Below are 25,313 nucleotides of genomic sequence, written 5' to 3'. Positions count from 1 at the left end.
ATAGTTTTATCTCACAATTTTATGGGTGTCTATTTTGAATTTCACTGTTGCTTTAAGGATAATATTAGTTCTTTCGATTGTTCTACAATCGATAAGCTCTATTGCGTCTGCAACTTCTGAGAATCATCAAATCGATGTAGAGCACCTGCAAACTCAACATGACCATAAAAATGATCGCGATATTTTAAATGAAAACGCTGATGATGAACCTCATGATATCAAGGATTGTCATCACTGTGGTCACTGTAGCGGCAGCCACTTATCTTGGATATTAATTAGCAATTCAAATAGTGCAACAAAGTTATATAACAACAACCTAATACCTTATCAATTCGATCAAACAAAAGAATTTTTAGACGCTATATTACGCCCCCCTATTTCTTAAATTTCTAAATTTATGACCGTCCATTTATCGATTAAAAAATCGGTAAATGAGAGATGATTAATACTTAAAATTTAAGAAGTCTTATGTATAAATATATAAAAAATACAGGCACTTGCCTGTCATTCTGCCTACTTGTAAGTATTTCATATGCCGCTTACAGCAAGCAAAAAAGTGAGTCGTGGTTAGACACACAAATAAATAAAGATCCCGAAATAATTGAAGCAAGAGAGTTGTTAATCGCAAGCAATCATCATGCAAAAAGCTTAACTCAGGCAATATATAACCCTGAGTTTGACGCAAGTTTTGAGAAAGAAGGTGATTTTAATAACTATTCAATCGGTTTGAGTCAGACCATTGATTTTTGGGATAAACGCTCTGCCAATACGTCAATTGGCGAGATAACTCTTTATGCCAGCCAGCAGCACTTATTGAATTTAATCGATTCAAAAAAGGCCGATGCGTTAATTGCTTTGACAAATTGGCAATCAGCGAAAGATGCTGCACAGCTCTCTACTGAGAGAGAAAGTCAACTGCAAACCTTACTTAGTATTGTGGAAGACAAACAAAAGGCGGGAATACTTGAGCCTCTAGATGCTGAGCTGGTTTACTTAAACTTGTCTCAAGTTTTTAGTGAAATAGCTGAATATCAAATAGAGCTAAAAAATGCTGAGGTTAAAGTTAAAGAGCTGCTGCCTGATTGGACACCAGAGTTAGCCAGTAAAACCTCTATTGATTTCGATGTTGAAAACTATTCATACAAAGCTGAATGGATTGAACAACACCCCCAAGTACAATTGGCTAAAGCAAAATGGAAAGAGCAACAAGCTAAAGCACAACTAACAACCATAGAGAATAAAGCTAATCCCACCATAGGGATTAGCGCAGGAAAAAATAGTGACGATAATATCGTTGGCTTAACATTCTCTATGCCTTTGAATATCAGAAATAACTATTCCGATACTACTAAAGCGGCATATTCAGAAGCCGTTGCTGCGGAAGCTTATTTCCAATCCATTTATCGAAAACGCTCTTTTGAAGCTCAGGCCAACTATGAATCCCTCATGATCAGTAAAAAATACTATCAGCGATGGCAAAACCTTATACAAAACCGAATTGATAATAGCGCGAGGTTGCTAAACGCTCGTTGGGAGGCTGGAGACATCAATACTTCAGACTATCTAATAGCGTTGAGCCAAAGAGCTGATGGATTGCACTCAGGCATTCAACTAGAAAAACAATTTAGACTCTCTGAAATAGCCTTCATTTGGAGCATGGGTCAATTATCTAAGTTCAAGATTTAATCAGTTAAAACGGCAATTAGAAATCTTAAACTTTAAAAGAATATAGGTAAAAAAATGAATACATTATTTAGCAAAAAAATATTAGCAATACTAATTAGTGGACTTTTTTTAGGTGGGACATTAAGCGGTGAAGTGTATGCTCTACAAGTAAATACAATTGACCCTGTAACAGCAAAACCCAAAGAACATAAACACTCGGAAAGTGAAGAAAATCATGTAGAAGAAGGCCATCAGGAAAATGAAGGCAACCATTCTGAAAAAGACACAGAACATGACGAACATGGTCACGACCAAGAGAGCAAAAATAAAGAAACTGAAGAGGAACATGAAGAAGGTATTACTCTAAGCCCTCAAAAAATGTCACTAGCCAATATTAAAGTTCAAAGCATAAGACCTGATTATCAATTCAGTACAATCTATGCGCCCGGAGAGGTCAAAGTAGATGGTTATAGCAGCTATGTCGTTTCTCCCCGTACCGAGTCAGTGATAATAAGCAGACATACTGCACTCGGTGAACACGTAGAAAAAGGACAAAAGCTGGTCACCCTATTTAGTGAAGCAATGGCTCAAGCTCAAGCTGACTACTTGATTGCGTCAACTGAATGGCAGCGAGTAAAGAAATTAGGCAACAAAACAGTAAGTGAAAGTCGTTTACTTCAGGCTCAAACCACATTTAACGCCACATACGGAAAACTTATCGCACTAGGGTTAACTGAAAAAGCGATAAAAGACATATCAAATAAAGACATAACTTCGTTTGGCCAATATTCGCTAGTAGCTCAGCGAGAAGGAGTAGTTTTACAAGATGACTTCACCCAAGGCCAACGAGTCGATGCGGGTGATACTATCATGCTTTTGGCAGATGAAAATAAGCTGTGGGTGGAAGCTAAAGTATCACCCAACAAAAAGCTCAATCTATCAATCAACTCTCCGGCAATAGTTAAATTAGAAGGAGAGGATTATAAGGCAAAAGTTATTCAGGAAGCCCACACGATTGATCCCATCACTAGAACTCGAATCATTCGCCTAAGTGTTAATAATGCAGATGACAATCTCCATTCAGGCATGTTTGTTAAAGTATATTTTCAATTTGCCACTGAACAAAAAGTTATGGCCGTTCCAGAAGAAGCGCTAATTAGAAGTGCGGACGGAGATTGGACCGTATTTGTTGAGGATCATCCCGGTGAATTCAAAGCGACAGAGGTTGAGTTAGGTCGTTCTCTAGGTAATTTCAGAGAAATATTTGGTTTAGAAAGTGGTACTCGTGTGGTCACTCAAGGAGCGTTTTTTGTTGCTTCTGAAATAGCTAAAGGCGGATTTGATCCGCATAACCATTAAGGAGAGCCGCTATGTTTAATAAAATTATAGATTGGTCTGTAAACAACCGACTCCTTATATTGATTGCCTTATTTGCCACTATTGTTGGCGCAATAATGGTGATCCCAAAACTAAACTTAGATGCTTTCCCTGATGTAACCAATGTTCAAGTCGCGGTTAACACAGAAGCGCCGGGGCTTGCAGCAGAAGAAGTGGAACAACTCATTACTTATCCGATTGAGGCGGTCATGTATGCCTTGCCTGATGTGGAACAAGTTCGTTCAATTTCCAAAACAGGGCTGTCTGGCGTTACTGTGGTCTTTAAAGAAGGGACTGATATCTACTTTGCACGGCAGCTCATATTTGAAAGGCTGCAAGCGGCAAAAGAGTTGATACCTGACGGTGTAGGTACGCCTGAAATGGGACCAAATACTTCTGGGTTAGGACAAGTATTTCAATACTTGCTCGTGTCAGATAAAGACTCAGAATATGACTCAATGGCGCTCAGAAGCCTCAATGATTGGATAATTAAATTGCTGATTATGCCTGTGGATGGTGTCACCGATGTCTTATCTTTCGGAGGTAATGTTAAGCAATATCAAGTGAACGTAGCTCCCTCTAAGCTCCTTGCATATGGATTGTCGCAAGAAGATATCGTAAAAGCACTTGATAGTAACAATGCCAACGTTGGCGGTTGGTATATGAACCGAGGACAAGAGCAACTTGTTATTCGAGGAACTGGCTGGTTCGAAAGTGGTGAAGCAGGCATTAATAATATTAAGCAAGTACCTGTAAAAACCTTAGATGGTACTGTTGTGACGGTTTCTGACGTCGCCAAAGTTGAACTAGGTAGTGAAATTCGGCAAGGTGCGGTCACTATGACCCGTAGAACGTCTGAAGGAAAAGTTGAAAACCTAGGTGAAGTTGTATCAGGTATTGTACTCAAGCGTATGGGGTCCAATACAAAAGCAACCATTGATGGTATTAATGCACGAATTCCACTAATCAATCAGGCATTACCTAAAGGTGTTCGATTCGAACCCTTCTATGATCAAGCTGATTTAATCGAACAAGCTGTCAGTACTGTAGTCAATGCACTAGCACTTGCCTTTATCTTTATTTGTATCGTGCTTGCACTGTTCTTAATGAATTTAAGAGCAACGTTTCTTGTTCTTATTTCTATTCCAATATCGGTAGGTATTGCACTAATGATCATGGCTTGGTGGGGAATTTCTGCCAACCTTATGTCACTAGGTGGCATTGCGGTAGCAATTGGTATGCTTGTGGACGGCTCAGTGGTCATGGTTGAAAATATGTTTAAACATTTAAATCACCCTGATTCAACACACCAACAAAGTGTAGAAGCACGTGTTCCTAGTGATGATACTGATCCCTTTGCAATAGAAAAAGATGATCATGGTATCGAGTTACGACTAAAAGAAGCAGGCAAAGAAGTGGCTCGCCCAGTATTTTTTGCTGCCTCTGTCATTTTAGTTGTATTCTTGCCTTTGTTTAGCTTTGAAGGTGTCGAAGCAAAATTATTCCAGCCAATGGCAATTAGTATTATTCTAGCCATCATTTCAGCTATTGTTGTTGCCTTGTTCATCGTACCAGCGCTCGCTACCTACATGTTCAAAAAAGGCGTAAAAGAAAGAGAAAGTTTTGTCCTTAAACCTTTAGATTTACTTTATAGAAAAGGACTTAAGTTTGCACTTAAACGCACTAAATTGATTGTTGTGGCATCGCTAATTATGGTTATCTCTGCTTTTTCAATCGTACCCTACATAGGCACTGAATTCGTTCCAGAGTTAGAAGAAGGGACAATTAACTTAAGAGCGACTCTTGCTCCTTCTTCTAGTTTGGATACTGCATTGATGGTTTCACCTATATTAGAAGAAAAATTGATGGCATTTCCTGAAGTTACTTATGCGCTAAGCCGTATCGGGCGACCTGATATTGGCGGCGATCCTGAACCAGTTAATAACATCGAGATTTATATCGGACTTAAACCTGTATCCGAGTGGACCAGTGCTTCAAACCGTTATGAACTGCAAAACAAAATGGAACAATCGCTTGAAGAGTTTCCGGGACTTTTACTGAACTTTTCTCAACCAATTGCCACCCGTGTAGATGAGTTACTATCTGGTGTAAAAGCACAACTAGCGATAAAGCTGTTTGGGCCAGACCTCAATCAATTGGCAGTTAAAGGGCAAGAAATAGAATCGGCAATTAAAGAAGTTGAAGGCGCTAGAGATGTTGCGCTTGAACAAATAGCTGGTGAAGCTCAATTAGTTGTAAAGCCAAACAGACAAGAGCTTTCACGTTTTGGCCTATCGGTCGGTGATATAATGGAAGTGATACGAGATGGTATAGGTGGAGTTGAAGCAGGACAAATCATCAACGGGAATGAGCGTTATGATATATATGTGCGTTTAGAAAAAGAATATCGTAGTAATAAAGAAGCTATTTCTGATATTCGCATTCAGTCTCCAACAGGGGCTTGGGTTCGTCTTGGTGATGTTGCAACAATCTCTTTTGAGTCAGGCCCTCCGCAAGTGAGAAGAGATGATGTGCAACGACGTGTTGTTATCCAAGCCAACGTACAGAATCGAGATATGGGCAGTGTTGTTGCCGATATCAGACAAGTAATCGCCGAGAAAGTCGATTTACCTGCTGGCTACTCTGTTGCCATCGGTGGTCAATTTGAAAGTCAACAACGAGCACAACAACGGTTAGCTATAGTGGTTCCTCTATCTTTAACCCTAATTGCTCTTTTGCTTTACTTCGCATTTGGCTCAGTTGGTCAAGCAATGTTGATTTTAGTTAATGTCCCATTAGCTGTTATCGGCGGTGTTTTCTCCTTATATTTGTCTGGGCAATACTTGTCCGTGCCAAGCTCCGTTGGCTTCATTACACTATTTGGTGTTGCCGTGTTAAATGGTGTGGTTATGGTTGAAAGTATTAACCAGCGTATTCAAGATGGTTTGGAAACTACTAATGCAATATTTGACGGGGCTACTTCCCGGTTAAGACCTGTGCTAATGACCGCAATCACCTCAGCGTTAGGGCTAATTCCGATGTTAATGTCTAATGGGGTTGGCGCGGAAATTCAACGCCCCCTAGCAAGCGTTATTGTTGGTGGGTTAATTACAGCAACATTACTCACGTTATTTGTTGTACCAAGCCTATATCAGTTATTTTCTAAAGGAAAATTAAAAGAGATTAGGTCTTAGCAACTCGATATAGCCCCATTCATCCTTTGCGCGGGGCTATTCAAAAGGTCATATAGAAACGTTCTACACGCAGATTAAAAGTACCTTGAAGGTCTCTTAATGGCACAAAGCACACATTTGTTCTAACTCACAATTGTCCATTGGCGAGTTAACTTCTGACTCGCTCCTGCCCCTTAACGAGTAAATGCAAATACTTTAAGGGAAACTTCTAGAGCGAGAAACAGACAGTGACCGTTAAGCTTTTAATGACAGTAATTAGCTTGTTTATAGCAGCAGAGCAGAGATTCTAAAGCTTCCGTTTTCACCTGAAACTAGCTCATTCACAACTAAAATTATGACTACAACTTTTGCATTGCGTTAGATATCGCCCCCCAAAGCAGACATTAGAATCATTTAATTTTGAATAAATATAAGATTAAGTCGAAGGCACAATCGCCCCCTACCGAGATAGAACTAATCTTCACTCTTGCCGAGCTTATGAGCTAAATCAATCCTCAAAATTAATAAAATTAATAAAATTAATAAAATTAAGTATAAATTCAGCTAATCTTAAGTTTAATAGTTTAAGTTAAATAATATTTATTTGTTAGGTAATCCAAACGTTGAAAGTTTTAATTATAGAAGACTCAACCTCGCTAAGAAGAAGTTTAAGGGTTGGCCTATCCAACCTTGGTTTCACCGTTGACGACACTGGTGATGGTTCTGAGGGGCTAAGTATGGCGTTAGCAGGTAATTATTCATTGCTGATACTCGACCTTATGCTTCCTACCCTTAGCGGTACTGCTATCTTAAAGGCAATTCGTCAAGCAAATAAAGATATTAGGGTATTAATATTATCTGCTAAAGATCTAACCGAAGATAAAGTGGACGGCTTACTTAATGGCGCTGATGATTATTTAACTAAACCTTTTTCTTTTGATGAACTTCATGTTCGTTTGCTGTGCCTAATGCGACGCGGCAGTTTAAACGTTAATGATAGTAGTATAAATATTGGTGCTATTTCATTAGACCTTCATTTAAAACAGCTAAAGTGCGGAGGGACTGACGCTAATTTAACACCGAATGAATATAAAGTTGTTGAGTGCCTTTTTTCTAATCAAGGTAAAGTTATCTCACCAGAAAAGCTTAGCGAATATTTAGCGGGGCAATATGATGCTGTAGCTAAAAATTCTATCGAAGCACATTTATCGTCAGCGAGAAAAAAAGTGAAAGCACTGGGGTTCGATTTGCCCATTAAAACTAAACGCGGGTTTGGTTATTTCGTAGAGAGTGATTTGTGAATTCTATTAAAAAGAAGCTCAGCCGCTATTTATCAATTTCGATATCAATACTCTTGGTTTCTATTCTGCTAGCAACAGATATAAGCGTTGACACGTGGATCAGTAGTGAATTTGATCGTGCAATGACTAACAAAGCTAGTTTGCTCGAAACGTTGGTCGAAGAAGACGAGCAAGAGGTTGATTTTGATTTTGCGGGTGAGTTTATGCCTGAGTTTGAAGGTAAAGAAAATCCTGAATATTATCAGCTTTGGCACAAAAATAAGGTATTTGAAAAATCTGACACTTTAGCGCTTTTTGAAGTCAATGAACTACCCAGACTAACGGTTAACCTTGGGGAGTCTAAGTTTAAAAATATTACTCTGCCAGATGGACGCAGTGGTAGGATGATTTTCACCAAATTCCTACCACAAATTGATTCTGATGTAAGAGAGAAACTCGGTATCTCTAGAGATGAATTTGCAAAAACACAACAACCTATGGAATTTGCCTATGCCCTTAGTACAGAAGAGTTAAACTATATTCTTTGGTACGTGGATATTATTTTTATTCTTGTTTCTCTACTAGCGGTATTCACAACAAAAAAAATAGTCTCTGTAGTTGTCGATAAAAGCTTAAAGCCAATCGATAATTTTAATAGTCAATTAGGAGAAATTAATCTTAACTCCGAGCAAATAAAAGTTCCTACCGACCAACTTCCAGAAGAATTACTACCTACAGCTAGCGCGGTAAATCAATTTATTATGGAAACTCACGAACTTTATAAACGAGAAAAACGGGTAACATCAGATATCGCACATGAACTCAAAACCCCTATTGCGGAGTTACTCAGCTTAAGTGAAGTTGCCATTAAGTTTCCACATGAAGAGCAAATCACCAGCCAGTTAGCCTCTGATGTTCAACAAATATCCACTAGGCTTAAAAATATAGTTAATGGAATTTTACTACTTCAAAAAAGCAGTACGACAACAGATCTAGATAAATCAGATATCAATCTAGTGCAGCTAATTGAAGATACATTAAAAAGAGAAAACCTAAATAATAGAGAAATATCTTTCATAAAAAACCCAAATGGCTATACAGTAAGAACAAATAAAGTTGCCCTTGATACTATATTATCGAACCTAATTAATAATGCTTTTTACTATAGTCCAGACAACTCACCTGTAATCGTTGAAATTTCAGAAGACAAAGACAGTACGGTAGTTCAAGTTTCTAATATCTGCGCCAATGGTTGCAACGAGGAAGATCTCAACCGATTTTTTGAACCACTTTGGCAGCAAGATTCATCAAGAACTTCTACACAAAGATATGGCCTAGGGTTGGCAATAGTTAAGTCTTATTGTGAAAGGTTAGGCGCTTCTATCTCCGTGTCACTTGGTCCAGACAAACAAATAACTTTCACCCTCGTTATTTAATGAAAGCGCTTATCTATCTATTTGTTTTATTAATGCTATTGGTGAGCTTCATTAGTAAAGGGGCTGATCGCGATATTACAGTCGATGGTTTACTTGACGAAGAGTTTTGGCAAAAAACGACTAATCTTGTCGAAACTTACCAAGTCTCGCCTCAAACTTTTAGAAAATCAGATAACAACTTTTCTTATAAATTTATTACTTCTGAGAAAGGAATATATATAGCTTTAACGGCAATAAAAAAGAACAAACTGAGGTTAAGAACTCAGGAAAATGACAAGATTTTTACCAATGACCACTTCCAAGTAATGCTCGACATGGATAATTCAGGCCAGACTAGCTATGTATTTTCAATTAACCATCAGGGCAACTATTTTGACGGTATTTATAAACAAGACAAAGAATTAGATCTGGACTGGAGTGCTCAATGGCAATATGCCGTTAATGTTTCTGATGATTTTTGGACAGCAGAAATATTTATTCCTTGGTCATCAATGTCTTTTAGCATTCAAAAGCAAAACCAATTTGGCTTAGCAATTAGCCGCTTAGATGAAGCCAGTAATTCGACTTATGCATCTATTCCCGCCAATTCGACTATGAATAGTTTTTTACAACTTTTTTCCAAACACAATGTTGTTGTTAAAAGTCATTCAGGCTTTGATATTTACCCTCACATTTCACTTAATCGAGATATTATTAACAACGATGAATCTGCGGATATTGGCGCTGAAATATTTTGGAAACCCACAAAAAACCAACAAATAAGCGTCACGCTTAACCCAGACTTTGGACAAGTAGAAACCGATGAACTCGTTGTTAACTTTTCCGCTATCGAAAGTTTTTTCACCGAGAAAAGACCTTTTTTTAATGAAAATCAGAGCATCTTTGATGTATCAGGGCCTGAAACACTCAGAATAGTGCATACGCCAAGAATTGGCGGGGATGCATATTATGATGACGATTATTCCAGCGACCTTGATGCAGCACTTAAATACACCTATGCCAACGATAACTTTGCTTTAGGGCTAATGTCAGCTTTTGAAAGTTCGTTGGATAACAACTCTACCGGGCGAGATTTTTGGCTAATGCGAGGGCAATATTATTTAGGCGAGAATAAATTAGGTATTTCTTTAAATAACGTTTCAACTCCCAGCGTTGAACGACAAGCACAGATATTATCAACCGACTTTATATATACGTTTTCAGACAGTACAGAGTTTAATATCGGTATTATAAATTCGAGAGTTGAGCAGCAAACTTTACCAATAAATGACATTGGTTGGTGGATTACAGGCAGCTCTGAGTTTTCAATAAATCATAGCCATGAGTTTAGCTTATTTAGTTACGGAGAGCACCTACAACTTAATGATATAGGTTACGTCAAACGAGTAAATAGAAAACAGTTTGAATATGAGTATCAATATCAAATTCCAAACTTAAGCCTATGGTCAATTAGAGACATTGCTTTTTCCGTAGAGTCAGAAATAAAGACCAACTTTCAAGATGAAAAGTTACCACTTATATACGGGGTTGGTATTGAATTTGTCACAGAAGATGAATTCGAGTATCAATTTTCTATTGAACATGGCTCATCAGGTTATGATGACTTCCTGACTCGCGGTTATAATTCTTTATGGTTGCCATCATTTTACATAACCGAATTAGAAGTTAGCTCACCAGAATACCTTTGGGGAAAATTTGATTTCCAATTTGAATTAGGCACAGAAGGGTTTTCTGGCCGCTTTTATAATATACAAAGCAGCATTGAACAACAGTTCAATGACAATCTCTATGTTTCATTTACTATGTCGCAATACAATAGTGACAGTTGGCTAGAGTGGGATGAAGGAAACATTATTGATGAGTTTGATTTTACTGAGCAAGGGTTTGAGGTCAGCGCGAATTACCAAATAACGGATAATCATGAAATAAGAATAAAATTAGAATCAGTGATCGGTAAAGCAAAGCACCTTGCAAATTATCAAGTAGATTCTAATGGCAAGGCTATACAAACCGATGAATCAGGTGACTTTTCTTTTGCAGAAAATGCGTTTCAACTGCGATACAAGTATTCGTTTAGTAAGCTCACCGCCTTTTATTTAAGCTATGGTTTTGGCGGAGAATTTGAAGATGACATTGCTAAGTTTGGTAAAAGAAATCTCTACAAAAAAGCGATTGAATCAAAAGAAGCGCATAATATCTTCGCGAAGTTGAGGCTACATTTTTAAATCACTTGAATCACCCTCGACTTTACTAATTGAGTGATTATTTGGATTAGTCACCATTTAATCTGACAAATTAATATAGGAGAGCTAAATTAATTCTGACTGTCTCTTCTGTGCTGTGAGTTCAAAGCTCTTCTTACCAACTGCTGATAAGAGAGATTAACGGAAGTTCAGCTTTTGCCTAATAGTGATAAAATGATGCTAGTTGTTTAAGAGAATCTGCTTATGAAAACCATTGGAAAGCTGGCTAAAGAACTAGGCATTAACATAGAAACAGTCCGATTCTATGAACGTAAAGGACTTATTGTACAGCCACTAAAGCCTGATAGTGGTTATCGCATCTATGACAACACACATGTCAATCAACTTAAATTCATATTAAAAGCTAAAGCTTTGGGTTTTACACTTGATGAAATCGCTTCGCTTATGTCGCTAAGTGGAAGCTGTGCTGATGTCGAGTCTATGGGATTACAGAAACTCAGGTTAATTAGGAAGAAGATTGCTGATTTACAGCGGTTAGAGCAAGTGATTCAAGATATGACAAATTCTTGTAAAGCCAATCAAGACCCCAACTCATGCCCAATCATAAATTCGCTCAGCTAGCTGTTGACTCCGTACCTATGTACGGAGTTTAAACTACCTCAAAACTAGAGGTAGTTATGATTAATAAAATTCTTGATAAAGTAGGCTCTGGAGGCGTTTGGCTAGCCGCACTTAGCTGCACAGCATGTTTTCCAGCACTGGGTTCACTAGCATCAGCTTTAGGGCTTGGTTTCCTATCTCATTTTGAAGGAATAGCAGTTAATACTTTATTACCATTGTTTGCTGCACTCGCTTTATTGGTAAACTCGTACAACTGGTATCAACATAAGTATGTGGTAAGAGGTATATTAAGTGTAATTGGCCCAATTGCAGTATTGATGACCCTTTATCCATTGTGGCAATACGATTGGAGCACTTACTTATTTTACTTTGGGATCACATGGATGATATTTATGTCAGTGTTGGATATCGTTAAGCCAGTTAAGGAACCCGTATGCAAGGTATAGAATTAGAATCTAAGATTACTTGTCCCGAATGCGGGTTTAGTAAGGTCGAGACCATGCCTACAAACGCTTGCCAGTGGTATTACGAATGTGAAGGATGCAAAGCGCTACTCAAGCCGTTAAAAGGTGATTGTTGCGTTTATTGCTCTTACGGGACTCTTAAATGCCCACCTATTCAAAAAGGAAGCAGTTGCTGCAATAAATCTTAAGGTCTGTTTCTGGCACAAAACGGAATTAGCTCATGTGATAATTGAACGGCTGTTATGTGTATTCTTCCGCCGTTTAGCGCTGGTCGACGTCGCTTGTTACTTAATGCTGCCTGTCAGCTTAAGTCGAAACCTAAATCCAAAGTGTCAGATTAAATATGAACTACTACAGATTATTTAACTCTATCGAGTTTATAATCATTGTTGCGACTTCCTCACCATCTTTTTTCTGCAATACTTTAACGGGAATAAAACTATACTTTTCACTAAACCAAAGCGTTGTTTTTCTAGTGCTATTTTTACGTACTCTTGTTACCTTCACGCACTCTAGCTCGCCAACATCAGTGCTAATCACTCTGTTCCTTCATTTACGAAAAGGTAATCTTTAATTTTTGCGTCATCATATACTTTATAGTTTGTGTCAAAATTTTTACTGTTCAGATTTAACCTCAATATTTCAAAAACTAAAAGTGGGTCATACGTTTTAGCTTGCAAGTTTTTTTGCCAACCATTTCCTTCGCTATCACCAACAACAATATTTTTTTTATGATCAAAAAGTATTGTTTGTCGTTTCGCTTTTTTAAAACTTCTATCGTCTAAACTTTTAAAACTTATTTGGTAAAAGTCATTATCATACAATGTGAATTGACTCGTTTGTTTAGTAAAAATATTGTAAAAAAACGCCGATGCTTTTGAAGTCAATTCTAATTTATATACTCCATTTGTGCGAATTAGGGTTCGAGTAGCTTTACCATACTCTTTCCCTTTACGAAGTATTTTATAGTTCGCTGTGTACTGTACTAATTGATTACCTCCAGTTATTGCGTTTGGATCTATATTTTCTTTTGCTACTACAACCGATAGGCATAAAGTGAACATTATCAAGGAGAAAAACACGCGCTTTACTGGCAGATTCATTATATTTTCTTCCTAAAACAATACTTAACGTCACGACTTGTATCACTTGTATCCGCAACATGTGTGTTTGGTCAAATTAAAAGTGCATCTATTGCCAAATTTCAGTTTTCACTAAGCGATACTTAAGTTTCAGTTCATAAAATCATCTCATCAATCTAGAGGTGATTTATGTTAATTAAGCCTGCACTTTACAAAATAAACGTTCATTCCAACAAATCACTTTATTGGAAGCCATTCGCTTTTTTTTTTATTATTTTCGGCATTAGTTTCAAGCATTGCGTTGAACAAAGATCAATATATAGCCAGCCAATTAAAAGTATTCATTTTTGGTAATCAAGCATTCCAGTTTTTACCTCAATACTTTTGGCATAACGTTACTTATTTAGGCGATGCGTTAATTCTCGTTCCTTTGCTTTCATTCATTTGTTTATTTAGCGTTAAAGCATGGGCTGCAATGTTTGGCTCAGTGCCATTTGCATTTATTATCAGTCATGTAGGAAAAGCATTTTTTGCAATTCCCCGACCAGCAGCAGTATTGGGGCATGACCAGTTTACTATTATTGGCCGCACTTTAGCTGCACACACAAGCTTTCCTTCCGGGCATACCATTACAATTTTTACTGCTATGTCAGCACTTATTTTTGTGTATTTGAAGCAGGATAAACATCATTCGAATTTAAGAAACTCTGTAACAGCCATGCTACTGTTTATCGCAACCATCACGGCTATTTCAAGAGTTGCCGTTGGTGCTCATTGGCCTGCTGATTTACTCTTAGGCGCTTTATTGGGTGGTATGGCAGGGATGAGCGGTGAGTATTTAAGTCGCTATTACTCAAAATGGTGGAGCTGGGCAGTGACTAAGCCTATTTATCTTGGGTACTTTATTCTTAATTTTTGTGCGCTATTACTTTATTTAACAGTTAGCGGTGAAACCCCTGCATTATTTATAGTGTGGGTAGCGATAATTGTTAGCGGCACGGTCGGCACCTACGTTTCTCTGAAAGCACTATTATTAAAATGATATTAAAATTAAAGTCATTATTCTTAATGATGAAAGCCAGTAATTATGTGCTCATAACTAGCATAGTAAATACAATTTTTTTCAATCTAGTTTTGTTTTCTTTTGTTGTAGAAAATACAGATGTATTAAGTGCCAGTGGTGCTGTCATTTTGTTTTCTGTGTTCCTCATCGCTTTTACCTTTACTTTTACATTCGCTTCCATTGTTGCGTTAATTTCTCCTATCTTACTTAAAATATTCTTTGGTGTGACCGCGATAATTAATGCCATTGCAATTTACTATATGGCTAATTACCAAGTGGTTTTAGATAAAACCATGATGGGCAATATATTTAATACTGAGTACTCTGAATCATCTGAACTTATTACCTTTAAACTTTTATTATTTATAGTATTTATCGGCTTAATTCCTTCTTATTTTTATATAAAGCTTAAAGTAAATCGAGTAGATAGGGGAAAGGTCGCGATAAATGGAGTTATTGGATTGATAACTTCAATCGTAATCCTCTATTTAAACGCATCAAGCTGGCTATGGATAGACAAATACGCAAGCTTGCTTGGGGGGAAAATATTGCCTTGGTCTTACATCATTAACACTAATCGATATTACGCTTCACTGAATAACTCAACTGACGGACAAATGCCTTTACCGGATGGTCAATTTAGTAATACTAAAAAGATGGTCTTTGTCTTGGTGGTTGGAGAAACCGCTCGTTCAGACAACTTTTCTTTGTATGGTTACCACAGAGAAACAAACCCGAAATTACAGCAAACGTCCAATTTGATAGTGTTGAAAAACACCCAGTCATGCACTACTTACACGACAGGCTCTTTAGCTTGCATGTTGTCGCACACTGAAAACGTCGCCAATTTTGAAGCATTACCAACTTATTTAGCTAGGCATGGCGCTGATGTGATATGGAGAACAAACAACTGGGGAGAGCCAGCAATTGACGTAAGCAGTTATGTTAAAGCTAGTGACTTACGTTCAAGTTGTAAGGGTGAAGGCTGTAAATTGGATGAGGTTCTATTAACAAACTTAATTGAAACTATTGAATCATCAACAAAACAAAAAATATTGATTGTTTTGCATACTAAAGGGAGCCACGGCCCTAGTTACTACTCTAGATATACAGCCAGTTTCAACCAATTTAAGCCAGTTTGTCGAGAAGAGGAAATTAGTAAATGTACTTCTCAAGAATTAATTAATGCCTATGATAATACGATTTTATATACCGATCATTTCTTAGCAGCTTTGATCGCCAAACTTGAGAGTTTGCAGAACATTCCGTCAGCCATGATGTACGTTTCAGATCACGGTGAGTCATTAGGAGAACAAGGACTTTATTTGCACGGAACACCTTATTCTTTCGCCCCTGACTACCAAAAAAACATCCCGTTTTTGTTATGGGCTTCAGATTCGATGCAATCGCATAAGCAAATAGACCTAGAGTTATCACAACAAGGCGCAAGTCATACACACTTCAATGTATTTCATACTGTGTTAGGCGCTTTTGATTTTCAATCACCCATCTATAGAAAAGACCTTGATGTATTAAGCACAAATTTTTCACCTAGCCAGAGCAAATAATCAGTGTAACTTAGGTTAAATATCAGTTTGGACTAAGCCAATCTTAAGTTTAGCTCTTTAACATATAGTCACGTTGAACGAGGTGACTTTATGTATAGAATTATTACTCCCACTGTAATAGTCAGCATATTACTAAATATTAGCTTTACTTCTAAAGCAGAAGATCAAAAGCAAGTCTGTAACCAAACAGAAAATATTGAACTGACCACTAACGATATCTTTGATTTAGAAGATCCTGACACTATTTTTCTGCATCGTTGGGGAAATTTTCTACACATAAAAACCAAAAGTAACACCTTACTAAATGAAGCCGCCTTTTTCATAAAAAAATGTGACATTGATGAACAAGACTTACAAGAGTTAGAGCGACACTTAAGAAGCAAAAAGTATATTAAAGATGCACGAGTTACCGCTAGCGAAAGTTCACCCAAGATAAATATTGAAACTTGGGATAATTGGTCATTAATGCCTACTGTCGATTTTGGCAGAAGGGGCGGAAAAAATAAGTATGCCATTGGCATCAAAGATAGAAATTTTCTTGGCTTAGGCATTGATGCGGAAATTGAATCGTTTACCAATGATCAACGCAGTGGATATAAGTTTTCGTCACATTTCCCACTGTTTTTAAACAACAACATCAATGCAAGTATTCGTTTTACAAGCAATGATGATGGCACATCAGAAGCCATATCAATAGACAAAGACTTTGTAAGTTTCGACACGAACAATGCCTTTAATATTGGTTTCAATAATTTTAATCAGATTGATACTCAATACAAAAATGGTAAGGAATTTAATCGATACAACCATAAACAAAAACTTTCTACGGCAAGCTGGCAATGGCTGCACAAAGATACTACTGCCAATACACTAAGGTTTGGTATTGGCTATACCAGTGAAGCACATCAATTTTCAAACCATGATATTACGAATTTAAACGCGCCAGTATACCTACCTGAAAACAGAGAATTTAACTACCCATTTCTGAACGTAGAATTTCTGCAAAAAGATTATAGAAAGCTCACTAACGTTAATCTAATTAATCGTATTGAAGATTTTAACTTAGGCTGGCATGTAACAGGTAGTTTAGGCTCAGACATCAGTGGTTCAGTTAATTCCCCCGTGCTTATCTGGCAGTCAAATATCTCCAAAGGTATAGATATTTTTGAAAATGCCTTCTGGTTTTTCACGGCATCATTTGAAGGTGAAACGTACAACTCGTCAGACAAAGAATCCAGAATACTTCTGAATATTAGCAACGAGTATTTTCACAAATTCAATAACAATTGGGGCGGCTATTTTAAGAATGTAAGCCAAATTAGTCAGAACCAATTTAAAGACTCTCCAATCGTATTAGGCGGTGAAACTGGGTTGCGAGGCTACCCTCTTCAATATCAACATGGCGACCACAGTACGCTTTTCTCCCTTGAAGCGCGTTATTACCCGCATATCAATATTTACAAACTGGTTGAAGTAGCTGGTGCTGCGTTTATTGACGTAGGAAAAGTTTTTAACCAGCACGAAGCAACCTCTGAAAAAAACTCATGGATGAAATCAATCGGACTTGGTGCCCGATTTTATTCAACCCAAACGAGTGAAGCACGAGTCATCCATGTAGACATTATTAAACCAATAAGCTCCGATGCCAATGTCAATGGCGTTGAGTTTCGCATAACAACTAAACATTCATTTTAAGGCCATAAAAGTGATCCGCACTATTCCCTTTATCAAAAACCTCAAACTCACAACAAACCAACTAGTAATCTATACCTGCCTATATATTACGTTTATTGTGAATATCCCGTTTTTAACCAAAACGGTAACTGTCATTACCGCCTTAGATCAATATAACGGATTGTTTTTAATTTCTGTGCCTTTTTTCTTACTGTCGTTATCAATCATCGTACAAAGTTTTTTTGCTTTTAGATGGATAACTAAGCCGTTTTTAATCTTAGTCGTATTGTTATCATCGATACTATTCTACGCCACTATAAACTACGGTATTGTTTTTGATTACGGCATGATTCAAAACACTGTTGAAACCGATACTGCTGAAGCGTTCTCATATTTCAATTTGTCTGCTATTTTCTTCTTTTTATTTTTTGGGGTTGTGCCTTCCATACTCATCGCAAAAGTGCAATTAACTTATAACTCATTTATAGGGGAATTATTCGCTCGTTTGAAACTAATCAGTGGCAGTATTGGTGTATTATTATTAATAGCGATGGTTTTCTATTCTAGCTATGCATCTGTCGGTAGAAATAACCGCGATCTTGTTGGCTATTTAACACCTTATGCATTAATTGATTCAACAGCCAAATATATTAGGAAGAACTACTTATATCCTCCATTAAAATTTAGCTTATTAGACACCAAACCTGAAATTGTTAAGCCTACACAAAACAAACACGTAACTGTCATGGTATTAGGCGAGACAGCTCGCGCTCAAAACTTTTCACTTAATGGTTATGATAAACCTACCAATCAATATACCGACAAGTTAAATGTTGTTTCATTTGCAAACGTTAGTTCTTGTGGAACAGCAACAGCCGTTTCAGTTCCTTGTATGTTTTCAAGATTAAATAAAGAAAGCTATGACAAACGAATAGCAAGTTCGCAGCAAAATGCTATTGATATTATTCATTTAGCAGGTGCAGACGTATTATGGGTTAGTAACAATAACGGTAGCTGTAAAGGTGTATGCAACCGAGTAAAAACAATAAAGATTGCAACTAAAAAGACAAGTCCATTATGTGATGGAGAGTATTGTTTTGACGAAGCACTACTTCCCCCACTAAGAAAGAAGCTGACTTCGTTAACACATGAAAACACGTTAATTGTGCTTCACATGATTGGCTCTCACGGGCCAACCTATTACAGAAGATACCCAGAAAAAAACCGTATTTTCACCCCGGATTGCCAACGTAGTGATATTCAAAATTGTACCCAAAATGAATTAGTAAATACCTACGACAATACAATAGCCTACACCGATTACGTGTTATCTAGAGTAATAGATGAATTAAATTCCTTAAGTGAACTCAATGATGTTGAAACCTCTATGCTCTATATTTCTGATCATGGGGAGTCATTGGGTGAAAGTGGCGTTTTTCTACATGGCTTGCCTTATGCTTTTGCTCCAAGAGAACAAACCCACGTACCTTTTATCTATTGGTCCGATTCACTACACTTGAAAGGTAGAGCTGATTGCGTAAAAAATGTAAGTGATCTTAATATTTCTCACGACAATATATTTGATATTTTACTTAATGAAATGTCAGTGAAGTCAGACACCTACAAGGAACAAAACAACCCATTAAACCAATGTAAGCTATCGAGTTTAACTGCTCAATCAGCATACCAACCTACTTCTATTGGAGCCAAATAATTGATGTTCGATAATATAAATAAACCGAAAGGTTTAAAAAGAGTTTACTTAGCAACTTTAAACTCACTGAGAGCTTTTAACTGGTTAGTAAAAAACGAAGCTGCTTTTAGACAAGAGCTTTTACTTTTAGTCTTAGTTATCCCAATTACCTTTTTACTTGATATAACAATTAAAGAACAACTCATTTTAATCATCTCAACTTTATTCATCCTTTTTACAGAAGTACTCAATACTGCGATTGAATCTGTTGTTGATAGAGTGGGATTAGAAATTCACCCTTTATCAGGCTTAGCTAAAGATTTAGGCTCTGCGGCAGTTTTTATAAGCCTAGTTATCGCAGTATGTACTTGGGTGGCAATATTGCTATAGTGTAAATGAAAAAGTTATATTTATTCATTTAGAGTTAGATAATGTCAGTAATTAAGTTCACCAGTAAAATTTCCATACTTTTCTTCTGTATTTTATGGGTGAACATGATTTCACCTTTTGCTTACTCAAAAGAAACTTTAAAATGCGCAACAACTCATTATCCCCCATATACTATCTATGATTCAAAAAGCGGTAATTTCACTGGCTATGATATGGATATCATCAATGCTTTTGCTAAGAATTTAAACACTGATATTTCTGTTACAAACCTGCCTTGGGCAAGGCTCAAGTTAGAAATTAAAAAAAATAACTACGATTGTTTTTTCTCATTAGCTAACTTGGTATACAGGGAAGAATATTTAGATTTTACAACCGTACCAACACACGTAACAAAAATAGCTATTTTTTATCCTAAAAATATTGAGTTTGAATCGATAGATTTTTCTCAGAAAGTCATTGGTGTGCATAGAGGAATTAACTTCCATGAAGATGTTACTCATCCTAAAAACCTTCAGCTTGCTAAATTTCATAAACTTCAATCAAATGAAGTATTATTTGAAATGCTTAAATCAAAAAGAGTAGATTTAGTTTTAACTAGTATGAAGGTAGGCCAATACTTATTAGAAAAAAATAATATCAATGACAAATTCAACATGTTTGAAATAGAAGGGTATCAACTGCCCGTATTTATTGCGTTTACTAAGGGTAAATTTGATTTAGAAATTTTTAATTCCGCATTAGAATCTGTTATTGGCAAATCAAAAGCTAAAAATTAAGTTTTCTTTCAGTAAATCTTAAGTTTCATAAAATACAGTAAACATCGTTTTATTAAGAGAGTTTTTCAACGATGTTTGCTTCTGTATATAGTGTTTTAAGACCATTTATTATTTTTTCTGCTGCATTGATTATATTTCTTGCTGCAACAAGATTTGGTTTAGCTATGTGGCAAGTTCAACGATTTGATACGGCTTCTAGCCTTATTCAACTCTTCGTAAATGGTTTACGTATTGACTTAAGTCTGCTCGGCTACCTATGTGCATTACCAGCTTTAGTTCACCCTTGGTTCGTTGCTACTAAATTCAGATTAATCTGGTTAAATTGTTTAAAAATTTTGTTTTTCATTATCGCAATTGCTGTCTTATTTTTTGAATTAGCAACACCTGCTTTCATAATTGAATACGGTTTTAGACCTAATCGTTTATTTATTGAGTATCTAGCTTATCCTGACGAAGTAACAAAAATGCTAGTTAATGGTCATTTACTGACGTTAATCGTAGTTTTTACCGCCTTAATTGTTGCTAGTAAATTTATATGGAAGTACTTAGGAAAATTCCTACCAGCAGGTACAAATACCAATTTAAAAATCTCTATCGTTTCGTTCTTTATGCTTTTTATTGTTTTGTTTTTGTGTGCAAGAGGTACAGTCGGTCATCGACCAATAAACCCTGCATTGGTCTACTTTTCAACAGACCCATTAATAAACTCACTGACCTTAAACTCAACCTACAGCGTTGCTTATGCACTTAATCAGTTTGGCGATGAAAAAAATGCTTCAAAGCTTTACGGTAAAATGAGTGATGAGCGAATTATCGAATTAGTTAGACAAGAAACGAAACAAATTCGAAGTAGCTTTAATGATAGCGAGTATCCAACTCTAGCTAAACGTTCACCTTCATACCAAGGCAAACCCAAAAACCTTGTGATCATTTTAGAAGAAAGTTTAGGCGCACAATATGTTTCATCATTAGGCGGAATTCCAATAACGCCTGAAATAGACAAACTAAATGCACAAGGATGGGCATTTAATCGATTATATGCCACAGGCACACGCTCAGTTCGCGGTATTGAAGCGGTCATCACTGGGTTTACTCCGACCCCATCAAGAGCAGTAGTCAAACTAGATAAGTCTCAAAAAGACTTCTTTACCATTGCATCATTATTAAAACGTAATGGCTATGAAACCCAATTCATTTACGGTGGCGAGAGTCATTTCGATAATATGAAAAGCTTTTTTCTGGGGAATGGTTTTACTGATATCGTTGATTTTGATGATATTGAAACCCCACAATTTGTCGCATCTTGGGGAGCCAGTGATGAAGATTTATTTAATCAAGCTGATATAGAGTTAACTAAATTACACAAAGCTAATAAACCTTTTTTTAGTTTTGTATTTACCTCTAGTAATCACGATCCTTTTGAGATCCCAGAAGGAGTTATTAAACCTATTGAATATACCGAAGAACAACTACAACGATATGATCCTAAAGAATTACTTCGCCATAAAGCAATTCAATATGCTGACTATGCTCTTGGAAAATTTATAGCCAAAGCGAAAACGCAACCATATTGGGAAGATACCGTATTTCTTGTAGTCGCTGATCACGATGCAAGAGCAACAGGCAGTGACTTAGTGCCGATCAATAACTTTCATATACCCGGTGTCATTTTAAATTCAGGAAAAGGCCCAAAGTCAGATGAGCGAATTGTCAGTCAAATTGACTTAGCACCAACATTGTTATCGTTAATGGGCGTAGAAAATCATTCACCTATGCTGGGGCAAGATCTTACCGATCCAAACTCTTCAGGCAGAGCAATGATGCAATACGCAGAAAATTTTGCATATATGATCGATGATGAAGTAACCATATTACAACCAAGTAAACCTGCTTTAAATTTTGAATATAATATTAATGAAAATCAATTAAACCCAAAGGCAGAAAACGTTTATTTATCTGATGTTGCTTTAGCTCATGTTATCTGGGGCAGTTTAGCGTATAAAAACGGGTGGTACTCTTCTTTGTATGACTAAAAATACAACCTATTCATTTTAGTAAGTTCTAGTTACTAAGTCCTACATTAATCAATCACAGCACTTTAAATACTGTGATTGATTACAAGCCTATACAGTTAATAGATAAGTTATTGCTTAAGCTAAAGCATCACTTTAGATCTCGCTTTGTTCACATTCAGGCTGAATGTCTGTACTGAACTTTATGTTCTAGAGTACCCATACTTTGTAATAAGTGCACATAAACCCTACGGTGTAATGTGCCCGAAAGCATCATAGAATTACAAAAATTTAATACTTAAAATCATGTTAATCTAATGTCCGCTTTGGTATTTTTTAATCAAATTAGAGTTTTAGACTTTATAGATTTCTGATGAAATTTAAAACAATTCTATTATCTAAGGCTGGGAGACTTGTATCGATTTAAATGTTGCTAGATATAACAAGGCTTATGTCCGCAATCGTATCATTGTTGTCTTAATCGTTAAGTGTCTAAAGGTCTGTAAATGGCACAAACTTCACAGTCAGGTTTAACACTCGACCGCCTAATTATAGGCTCACAGGAGACTGTCTATCTAACTGAACGTTTTAGATCTAGTCCGAACTTTTCATCCCTTAAATTTTTATTATCATCAAACATGAATATACTTCGGCGCTCATCTCTAAGTGCATAAATTGCTGTTTTAAAACATTTCTCACACAAATCGAGATGGTAAACATTGCCATCTTCATTTGAGCCATAGCCAAAGCTAGCTTTTAACTCACCGGATTCTTCATATTTGTGTTCATTTACTTCAATCATAACGCTCTGTTCACAAACATCACAAATTTTATCTACAATTGTTTCAACCAATTTTTCTGCGTAAACTTTCACTGATTTCTCCTGCCAAAAAAGCTAACAACTGTATGTAATGGTCAATTAAAGTTAGCTACACGTTATTTTAAAGCACATAAGTAGACTAGTTGAATGATTCCCACTCTGAGTTTCGAGAAACAGGATTTATTTATGAAAAGCCATGACCTAACATGATACTAATGTGGTTAAATGGCAATGCGGTAGCATTGAGATATTATATAATTTTTATGAATATAATCACTCGCAATGCTCAACACCAAAGTTATCAACTAATGTAATTGCTGAGTTTTTATTTAAGACATACTCGGCATTAGTCGTAAGTCGCAGATAAGCCTCGTACCGTCTACTATTAATCAGAACATGCTGTCGCGTAGCGCCTTCAAATTTCTGTAACACATCAGATAACTCTGTATAATAACTTTCAGCATCCCCAGTATATTTTCCTTCACTATCGACTTCAAATAGTTCTAAAGCAAGTATATTGTCGCCAATTCCCAATAAACACTTACCATTATTAATATGGCTTTCAGTTAGATAAAACTCAGTATAGTTTTTCAATTCTGCTCGTTCAGAAACAGGAAAACCTACGATGTATAAAAACTCTCGGTCAAAATCACAGTTACGAATGCTCGTTCCTACAAATTCATCTGCTAAAATTTGCATAGATTCATAAACTTTTTGTTCGAATTCTTTCTGAGATTTGGTTTTAGGCTCAACTAGCTTATCAAATAACTTGCCATGTCTAGCTTGTGAAAGATCACGAGTGTTGAAATAAGAAAATACTGTATTTTGCCAACTACTCCAATCATGCCAAAGTATTGGAGTATATTTAAACTTAGATAGCTCATTTTCAAGAATCAACAGTTCATTTTGAGTATTGTTAGTAAACATTTCGGCGTTTACAACTCTTGTGAGTAGTAGTCTAAACGGCACACTATTTATTTTAAAATCATGATAAAGAACACTAACAGAATCTTTATACACTAATGTATAAGGTTGCCAATTTTCCAATGAAAAATGTGGAAAAGCATCCTCTAGCTGGGCGTGATTTTTAAATCCAAATATTTTCCAAATCAGATCCAACAATGAATACTGACTCAACGGACCTGCTAGATATCTAGAAAATTGTTCTGCCAAAGTATCTATATTTTTTAAAATATGGCTTTTAGAGTTTTCATCCGACTGTAAATTTAGCTTACAAAATGGATAAACAGTTGCCTTCAAACTATAGTTGTCTAGCTTGCTACAAAGATCACTAAAATCGTGACATTGGTAGATAGACTGAGCTATCAAATTTTTAGATTGGGTTAATGGTATATCAAGTATTTTCGACGCGCGTTTTGCTTGCAGGAAGATATTTTTAAGTAAATTATTATCAGACATACTCACGTTACTCTCTTTATTTAAAAGTGCATAAAACGAACATCTGCCGAGGCTCATTCTACTAACGTAAATACAAATTTTCTGAATGAATCCACTTTGCCCTATAATGCAATTAACGCATTTGGCAGATGCAGGCTGTCCAGTCAACCAATCTTTATCATAATGACGAATTTACAAAAATGGAAGTATTAAGTTTTATTTTATTCGGAGGGAAAAACAAATATATTCATTAATAACTCCCTTGCAGAACCTGAATATACAGTAGCTATATGACTGTTATGAATAGAGGTTAGTATATCGCCAAACTCACTCAAAAATTGAGTTTGTATTTCTTTACTGTTATTTCGAGAAACAAGCGCTAAAAACATTCTCCCGGTTGACTCATTACGCTTAATTTTAGTTTTAATATCGCTAAAAGAGTTTTCAAGATAGATGTGTTTTGCAAGCAAAAACTGAGCTTGAGTTAAAGGTATATCTAGAGTTTTGGCAAGCCGTTTCGCTTGTCGCTTAATATTATCCAAAGATTGATGGTGTTCATTTTCGAAAGACATACTGATACCACTAGCAGTATGACAGCTCACCACGCTGTTCTACTT

21 protein-coding genes are annotated in these 25,313 nt (G+C 36.4%); 17 read left to right on the top strand and 4 right to left on the bottom strand.

Annotation, left to right across the window (positions count from 1 at the left end; genetic code table 11):
* Nucleotides 1–34: 34 nt before the first annotated feature.
* The 10 genes from IE155_RS11355 to IE155_RS17985 all read left to right on the top strand — a co-directional run bounded on the left by IE155_RS11355 (nucleotide 35) and on the right by IE155_RS17985 (nucleotide 12,408).
* On the top strand, nucleotides 35–385 hold the full coding sequence (locus tag IE155_RS11355; RefSeq protein WP_138628922.1) for a hypothetical protein: 351 nt from the start codon (nucleotides 35–37) through the stop codon (nucleotides 383–385).
* Nucleotides 386–468: 83 nt separating this feature from the next.
* Complete coding sequence (locus IE155_RS11350; RefSeq protein WP_184424879.1) at nucleotides 469–1,686, top strand: TolC family protein; 1,218 nt, start codon at nucleotides 469–471, stop codon at nucleotides 1,684–1,686.
* A 54-nt stretch (nucleotides 1,687–1,740) separates the two neighbouring features.
* A complete protein-coding gene (locus IE155_RS11345) occupies nucleotides 1,741–3,024 on the top strand; it encodes an efflux RND transporter periplasmic adaptor subunit (RefSeq protein ID WP_184424877.1) in 1,284 nt (427 codons plus the stop codon).
* Nucleotides 3,025–3,035: 11 nt separating this feature from the next.
* Complete coding sequence (locus IE155_RS11340) at nucleotides 3,036–6,236, top strand: efflux RND transporter permease subunit (protein ID WP_189378373.1); 3,201 nt, start codon at nucleotides 3,036–3,038, stop codon at nucleotides 6,234–6,236.
* A 602-nt stretch (nucleotides 6,237–6,838) separates the two neighbouring features.
* Complete coding sequence (locus IE155_RS11335; RefSeq protein WP_184424873.1) at nucleotides 6,839–7,516, top strand: response regulator transcription factor; 678 nt, start codon at nucleotides 6,839–6,841, stop codon at nucleotides 7,514–7,516.
* Nucleotides 7,513–8,931 carry a sensor histidine kinase gene (locus IE155_RS11330; protein ID WP_189378372.1) on the top strand — a complete coding sequence of 473 codons (1,419 nt, stop codon included), beginning with the start codon at nucleotides 7,513–7,515 and terminating at the stop codon, nucleotides 8,929–8,931. The genes IE155_RS11335 and IE155_RS11330 overlap by 4 nt, the downstream gene beginning before the upstream one ends.
* The gene (locus IE155_RS11325) at nucleotides 8,931–11,156 is read left to right on the top strand and encodes a DUF5916 domain-containing protein (protein ID WP_229817241.1); all 2,226 of its coding nucleotides are present in this window, start codon (nucleotides 8,931–8,933) and stop codon (nucleotides 11,154–11,156) included. The genes IE155_RS11330 and IE155_RS11325 overlap by 1 nt, the downstream gene beginning before the upstream one ends.
* A gap of 222 nt (nucleotides 11,157–11,378) precedes the next feature.
* Nucleotides 11,379–11,756 carry a MerR family transcriptional regulator gene (locus IE155_RS11320; RefSeq protein ID WP_189378371.1) on the top strand — a complete coding sequence of 126 codons (378 nt, stop codon included), beginning with the start codon at nucleotides 11,379–11,381 and terminating at the stop codon, nucleotides 11,754–11,756.
* Between the two features lie 56 nt (nucleotides 11,757–11,812).
* Nucleotides 11,813–12,202, top strand: coding sequence for an organomercurial transporter MerC (merC, locus tag IE155_RS11315; protein WP_189378370.1), 390 nt, complete (start codon nucleotides 11,813–11,815; stop codon nucleotides 12,200–12,202).
* Complete coding sequence (locus IE155_RS17985; protein ID WP_229817239.1) at nucleotides 12,190–12,408, top strand: GDCCVxC domain-containing (seleno)protein; 219 nt, start codon at nucleotides 12,190–12,192, stop codon at nucleotides 12,406–12,408. Before merC ends, IE155_RS17985 begins: the two co-directional genes overlap by 13 nt.
* A gap of 348 nt (nucleotides 12,409–12,756) precedes the next feature.
* On the opposite strand, the gene IE155_RS11310 is transcribed toward IE155_RS17985, so the two are convergent.
* Complete coding sequence (locus IE155_RS11310) at nucleotides 12,757–13,323, bottom strand: DUF3108 domain-containing protein (RefSeq protein WP_189378369.1); 567 nt, start codon at nucleotides 13,321–13,323, stop codon at nucleotides 12,757–12,759.
* 280 nt (nucleotides 13,324–13,603) lie between these two features.
* Between IE155_RS11310 and IE155_RS11305 the strand changes: the two genes are divergently transcribed.
* The 7 genes from IE155_RS11305 (at nucleotide 13,604) to IE155_RS11275 (ending at nucleotide 22,499) form a co-directional block, all read left to right on the top strand.
* Complete coding sequence (locus tag IE155_RS11305) at nucleotides 13,604–14,344, top strand: phosphatase PAP2 family protein (RefSeq protein ID WP_229817237.1); 741 nt, start codon at nucleotides 13,604–13,606, stop codon at nucleotides 14,342–14,344.
* Nucleotides 14,341–15,933 (top strand): phosphoethanolamine--lipid A transferase EptA, encoded by a 1,593-nt coding sequence (eptA, locus tag IE155_RS11300; RefSeq protein ID WP_189378368.1) that lies wholly within the window; start codon nucleotides 14,341–14,343, stop codon nucleotides 15,931–15,933. The genes IE155_RS11305 and eptA overlap by 4 nt, the downstream gene beginning before the upstream one ends.
* Before the next feature lie 90 nt (nucleotides 15,934–16,023).
* Nucleotides 16,024–17,628, top strand: a complete 1,605-nt coding sequence (locus IE155_RS11295) for a ShlB/FhaC/HecB family protein (RefSeq protein ID WP_189378367.1) — start codon at nucleotides 16,024–16,026, stop codon at nucleotides 17,626–17,628.
* Between the two features lie 10 nt (nucleotides 17,629–17,638).
* Complete coding sequence (locus IE155_RS11290) at nucleotides 17,639–19,321, top strand: phosphoethanolamine transferase (protein ID WP_189378366.1); 1,683 nt, start codon at nucleotides 17,639–17,641, stop codon at nucleotides 19,319–19,321.
* 3 nt (nucleotides 19,322–19,324) lie between these two features.
* Entirely contained in the window at nucleotides 19,325–19,690 is a 366-nt protein-coding gene (locus IE155_RS11285; RefSeq protein WP_189378365.1) for a diacylglycerol kinase, read from the top strand.
* A gap of 104 nt (nucleotides 19,691–19,794) precedes the next feature.
* Nucleotides 19,795–20,466: a substrate-binding periplasmic protein gene (locus IE155_RS11280; RefSeq protein ID WP_189378364.1), complete on the top strand. Its 672-nt coding sequence runs from the start codon at nucleotides 19,795–19,797 to the stop codon at nucleotides 20,464–20,466.
* 71 nt (nucleotides 20,467–20,537) lie between these two features.
* Nucleotides 20,538–22,499, top strand: a complete 1,962-nt coding sequence (locus tag IE155_RS11275; RefSeq protein ID WP_189378363.1) for an LTA synthase family protein — start codon at nucleotides 20,538–20,540, stop codon at nucleotides 22,497–22,499.
* A gap of 550 nt (nucleotides 22,500–23,049) precedes the next feature.
* Here IE155_RS11275 and IE155_RS11270 read toward each other — a convergent pair.
* The 3 genes from IE155_RS11270 to IE155_RS11260 form a co-directional block, all read right to left on the bottom strand.
* Nucleotides 23,050–23,352: a hypothetical protein gene (locus tag IE155_RS11270; RefSeq protein ID WP_189378362.1), complete on the bottom strand. Its 303-nt coding sequence runs from the start codon at nucleotides 23,350–23,352 to the stop codon at nucleotides 23,050–23,052.
* A 219-nt stretch (nucleotides 23,353–23,571) separates the two neighbouring features.
* Nucleotides 23,572–24,717: a hypothetical protein gene (locus IE155_RS11265; protein WP_189378361.1), complete on the bottom strand. Its 1,146-nt coding sequence runs from the start codon at nucleotides 24,715–24,717 to the stop codon at nucleotides 23,572–23,574.
* 200 nt (nucleotides 24,718–24,917) lie between these two features.
* Nucleotides 24,918–25,268, bottom strand: coding sequence for a hypothetical protein (locus tag IE155_RS11260; protein WP_189378360.1), 351 nt, complete (start codon nucleotides 25,266–25,268; stop codon nucleotides 24,918–24,920).
* Nucleotides 25,269–25,313 lie beyond the last annotated feature (45 nt).

This window comes from Thalassotalea profundi (genome assembly GCF_014653195.1).
Lineage (GTDB): Bacteria > Pseudomonadota > Gammaproteobacteria > Enterobacterales > Alteromonadaceae > Thalassotalea_B > Thalassotalea_B profundi.
The sequence above is the reverse complement of the archived record's forward strand: the minus strand, read 5'-3'. Positions and strand labels throughout refer to the sequence as shown.

What these genes read in the sequence shown, in the direction of transcription:
- IE155_RS11350 (WP_184424879.1), top strand. Translation starts at nt 469, where the DNA reads ATGTATAAATATATAAAAAATACAGGCACTTGCCTGTCATTCTGCCTA.
- IE155_RS11345 (WP_184424877.1), top strand. Translation starts at nt 1,741, where the DNA reads ATGAATACATTATTTAGCAAAAAAATATTAGCAATACTAATTAGTGGA.
- IE155_RS11340 (WP_189378373.1), top strand. Translation starts at nt 3,036, where the DNA reads ATGTTTAATAAAATTATAGATTGGTCTGTAAACAACCGACTCCTTATA.
- IE155_RS11325 (WP_229817241.1), top strand. Translation starts at nt 8,931, where the DNA reads ATGAAAGCGCTTATCTATCTATTTGTTTTATTAATGCTATTGGTGAGC.
- IE155_RS11320 (WP_189378371.1), top strand. Translation starts at nt 11,379, where the DNA reads ATGAAAACCATTGGAAAGCTGGCTAAAGAACTAGGCATTAACATAGAA.
- merC (WP_189378370.1), top strand. Translation starts at nt 11,813, where the DNA reads ATGATTAATAAAATTCTTGATAAAGTAGGCTCTGGAGGCGTTTGGCTA.
- IE155_RS17985 (WP_229817239.1), top strand. Translation starts at nt 12,190, where the DNA reads ATGCAAGGTATAGAATTAGAATCTAAGATTACTTGTCCCGAATGCGGG.
- IE155_RS11310 (WP_189378369.1), bottom strand. Translation starts at nt 13,323, where the DNA reads ATGAATCTGCCAGTAAAGCGCGTGTTTTTCTCCTTGATAATGTTCACT.
- eptA (WP_189378368.1), top strand. Translation starts at nt 14,341, where the DNA reads ATGATATTAAAATTAAAGTCATTATTCTTAATGATGAAAGCCAGTAAT.
- IE155_RS11295 (WP_189378367.1), top strand. Translation starts at nt 16,024, where the DNA reads ATGTATAGAATTATTACTCCCACTGTAATAGTCAGCATATTACTAAAT.
- IE155_RS11285 (WP_189378365.1), top strand. Translation starts at nt 19,325, where the DNA reads ATGTTCGATAATATAAATAAACCGAAAGGTTTAAAAAGAGTTTACTTA.
- IE155_RS11280 (WP_189378364.1), top strand. Translation starts at nt 19,795, where the DNA reads ATGATTTCACCTTTTGCTTACTCAAAAGAAACTTTAAAATGCGCAACA.
- IE155_RS11275 (WP_189378363.1), top strand. Translation starts at nt 20,538, where the DNA reads ATGTTTGCTTCTGTATATAGTGTTTTAAGACCATTTATTATTTTTTCT.
- IE155_RS11265 (WP_189378361.1), bottom strand. Translation starts at nt 24,717, where the DNA reads ATGTCTGATAATAATTTACTTAAAAATATCTTCCTGCAAGCAAAACGC.
- IE155_RS11260 (WP_189378360.1), bottom strand. Translation starts at nt 25,268, where the DNA reads ATGTCTTTCGAAAATGAACACCATCAATCTTTGGATAATATTAAGCGA.